The following is a 3361-nucleotide window of genomic DNA, read 5'->3' on the forward strand; positions in this document are numbered from 1 at the left end:
GTCCTTGACCGGCCAGCCGTACGCGGCGCGCGCGAGCGAAGCCGTCGAAGTCGTCCTCGACGATGGCGCGGGTCAGCTCGCGGGCGCGGTCGGAGCGGAAGTTGACGAAGATCGCCGCGTCGCCGTCGTCGATCGTCACGCCCTGGCCCTCGCGGCGCACCTGGCTTGCGGTGACGAATTCGTCGGTCTCGCCCCGGGCGTAGGCCTGCTCGAGCAGCGCCTCGGCGCTTTCGGCCGCGTGCTCGGCCTGGCCTTCGGTGAGCAGGCGGTAGGCGCTCTCGACCCGCTCCCAGCGGTTGTCGCGGTCCATGGCGTAGAAGCGGCCGATCAGCGAGGCGACGAAGCCGTTGTCGGCGCCGACCAGCTCGGCCAGCTTGGCATTGGCCCGCTCGAGGGAGGCCAGCGCGCTTTGCGGGGCGGTGTCGCGACCATCGAGAAAGGCGTGGATATAGAGGCGCTCGGCGCCGCGCCGGGCGGCGAGCTCGGCCAGGGCGAGAAAGTGGTCTTCGTGGCTGTGCACGCCGCCCGGCGAGAGCAGGCCCAGCAGATGCACCGGCCGCCCCGCGGCGACGGCGGCATCGATCGGCGCGGTGAGGGCGTCGATCGAGTCGAGTTCGCCGTCACGCACCGCCTTGGTGATGCGCGTGAAGTCCTGGTACACCACGCGGCCGGCGCCGAGGTTCATGTGGCCGACCTCGGAGTTGCCCATCTGGCCCTCGGGCAGGCCGACGTGCTCGCCATCGGTATGCACGAAGGCGTGGGGACGCTCGGCCCAGAGCGCATCCATGACCGGGGTGTTCGCGGCGGCCACGGCGTTGTGCGCCGCATCGGGATTGTGGCCGTAGCCGTCCAGGATGATCAGCGCCACCGGGCGCGGGGTCGTTGTCGCCATTGAAACCTCGTGATGTCGGGTGAGCGGGCAGGGAAAGGGAGCTTTCGGTGCCCGGCGCGCCGGGGTCGCGGGCAGCGCGCGCTTGGGGCATCATAACGCAGGCGGCCGCTGGCCGTCATGACCTGCGCGCCGGCGCTTGCGACGTGTATACTGGTCGCGTTTGACAGCGGGCCGACCGCTATTTTTGCATAGACCTACTTTGCATAGACCAAGAGATTGTGTTCACGATGATCGATCAGCTGTTCGAATTCGTAACGAACCACCCGCTGCTGGTGGGTGCCTTCGTGCTGGTACTGCTTGCCTGGCTCGTCTACGAGACGCGCAGCGCCGCCACGCACGCCGTGACCTCGTCTCAAGCGACCCAGCTCATCAACCGCGAAGACGCGGTGGTGGTGGACGTGCGCGAGAGCAAGGAGTTCAAGGCCGGCCATATCGCCGGAGCGCGCAACATTCCCCAGTCCAGCCTGGAGACCCGCATGAAGGAGCTTGAGAAGGTGAAGGACAAGCCCGTCATCGTGGTGTGCAAGCATGGCCAGAGCGCGGGAACCGTTCAGGCCAAGCTCGCCAAGGCGGGCTTCGAGCGCGCCCACAAGCTCAAGGGTGGCATGGCGCAGTGGCAGGCGGACGGCCTGCCCGTGGTGAAGAAGTAAGCGTCCCGACGTATCCTCATTTCAACGTAACAATCAAGGAGTACTCCCATGGCGGAAGAGAACAACGCCCCCCAGCAAGGCGCTGGCGCGGCCGAGGGTGACAAGCCCCAGCTGAAATTCTCGCTGCAGCGCATCTACGTCAAGGACATCTCGTTCGAGGCACCCAACTCGCCCTCGGTCTTCAAGCAGGCGTTCAAGCCCAAGGTCAACCTGGACTTGAACACCACCAGCACCAAGATCGCCGACGACCAGTACGAGGTCGTGGTGAAGGTGACCGCCCAGGTCAACGACAGCGAAACCGGCACCACCTCGTTTCTGGCCGAGATCGAGCAGGCGGGACTTTTCCGCATTGCCGGCCTCGAAGGCGCCCAGCTCGAGCAGACCCTCGGCGCGTTCTGCCCGAACCTGCTGTTCCCCTACGCCCGCGAGTGCGTGGACAACCTGGTCAACCGGGGTGGTTTCCCGCCGCTGATGCTGGCGCCGGTCAACTTCGAGGCGATGTACGCCCAGCGCAAGAAGCGCGAAGCGCAAGCCGCCCAGGCCGCTACCGAAAACACCCACTAAGCGCCATGAAAGCCGACTGGTACGCTCGACACGCCAAGATGCCCCGACTGTACGTGCCGGCCGCCCTCGCGCCCGGCGCCCGGGTGGCGCTTCCCGAGGGTCCGGCGCGCCACGTCAGCCGCGTGCTGCGCATGAGCGAAGGGGCGCCTCTGGTGCTGTTCGACGGCCAAGGGCATGAAGCGGGCGCGCTGCTCGAGGAGGCAGGGCGCAAGCGGACCGTGGCACGTGTCGAGTGCGTCTGGCCCGGCGAAGGGGAGTCGCCGCTGGCGGTGCACCTGGGCCAGGCGATCTCCAAGGGCGACCGGATGGATTACGCCATCCAGAAGGCCGTGGAACTGGGCGTGGCGGCGATCACCCCGCTCTATACCGAGCGGGGCGACGTGCGCCTGAAGGATGAGCGCGAAGCCAAGAAGCAGGCCCACTGGCAGGCAGTGGCCGACAGCGCCTGCGAGCAGAGCGGGCGCGCCACGGTGCCCACGGTGCACCCGCCCATGGCGCTGGCCGAGTGGCTCGCCCTGCGCGACGAGCCGCTCAGGCTGATGCTGCACCTGGCCACCGGCAACCGCTTCGATATGCGCGAGCGCCCGCGGGCGGCGGCGCTGCTGATCGGCCCGGAAGGCGGGCTCACCGAGCAGGACATCCACGCGGCCAGCACCCACGGCTTCACGCCGCTGACCCTGGGGCCTCGGGTACTGCGCACCGAAACCGCCCCCGTGGTCGCCTTGACCCTTCTACAGCACCACTTCGGCGATATGTAAGCGCTCACTCGCGAGCGCTTCTCCTTGCGGTCTTTCTCCTTCATTCCCGCTCGAACAGCTTCTCGCAGCGCCATTGGGCGCAGGCCGCGCGTTTGAACGCATTCAGCACCACGGGCTTGAGCTGGGGCAGCGCTTCGCCGGAGAGCCCGCTCAGCACATGGATGCGCGTGTGATCCCCCGCCGAGTAGCCGATCCAGCAGGGTAGCCACAAGGGCGTGGGGGGTGACGGCTGAAGCGTCACGTGCCACGCTCGGGGGCGGGCCAGGCGCTCCCACAGCCACTGCTTCGCCAGGGTTTCGGCCGCAGGCGGCTCGCCGGTCTCAAGGCGTGCACCGTCGGCAGGTGCGGCGGCAAGCGCCGGCAGTTCGCGGTGCGACAGCAGCAGCGGACGGCGCATGTCGCCAGCGCTGAGCAGCCAGGCGCTGGGCGCTTCGAACGCCTCGCCCACGGCGAAGGCCCAGAGGTGCACCCAGGCCGGTTCGAAGCGAGCCGCCCGG

At 68.3% G+C, this 3361-nt stretch carries 5 protein-coding genes; 3 read left to right on the top strand and 2 right to left on the bottom strand.

Annotated elements, in window-relative coordinates:
- A partial coding sequence (gene gpmI, locus BIS11_RS13370; RefSeq protein ID WP_253586250.1) for a 2,3-bisphosphoglycerate-independent phosphoglycerate mutase occupies nucleotides 1-892 on the bottom strand: 892 nt, incomplete at its 3' end.
- Nucleotides 893-1119: 227 nt separating this feature from the next.
- Between gpmI and BIS11_RS13375 the strand changes: the two genes are divergently transcribed.
- The 3 genes from BIS11_RS13375 to BIS11_RS13385 are packed head-to-tail and all read left to right on the top strand — an operon-like array spanning nucleotide 1120 to nucleotide 2864.
- Nucleotides 1120-1542 carry a rhodanese-like domain-containing protein gene (locus BIS11_RS13375; RefSeq protein WP_253425101.1) on the top strand — a complete coding sequence of 141 codons (423 nt, stop codon included), beginning with the start codon at nucleotides 1120-1122 and terminating at the stop codon, nucleotides 1540-1542.
- A 48-nt stretch (nucleotides 1543-1590) separates the two neighbouring features.
- A complete protein-coding gene (gene secB, locus BIS11_RS13380) occupies nucleotides 1591-2106 on the top strand; it encodes a protein-export chaperone SecB (RefSeq protein ID WP_227391334.1) in 516 nt (171 codons plus the stop codon).
- Between the two features lie 38 nt (nucleotides 2107-2144).
- Complete coding sequence (locus BIS11_RS13385) at nucleotides 2145-2864, top strand: 16S rRNA (uracil(1498)-N(3))-methyltransferase (RefSeq protein ID WP_253425098.1); 720 nt, start codon at nucleotides 2145-2147, stop codon at nucleotides 2862-2864.
- Nucleotides 2865-2904: 40 nt separating this feature from the next.
- Here the strand turns inward: BIS11_RS13385 and BIS11_RS13390 are convergent.
- Nucleotides 2905-3361: hypothetical protein (locus BIS11_RS13390; protein WP_253586252.1), on the bottom strand; the 457-nt coding region annotated here is incomplete at its 5' end.

It is taken from the genome of Halomonas sp. 707D4 (assembly GCF_024158685.1).
Lineage (GTDB): Bacteria > Pseudomonadota > Gammaproteobacteria > Pseudomonadales > Halomonadaceae > Vreelandella.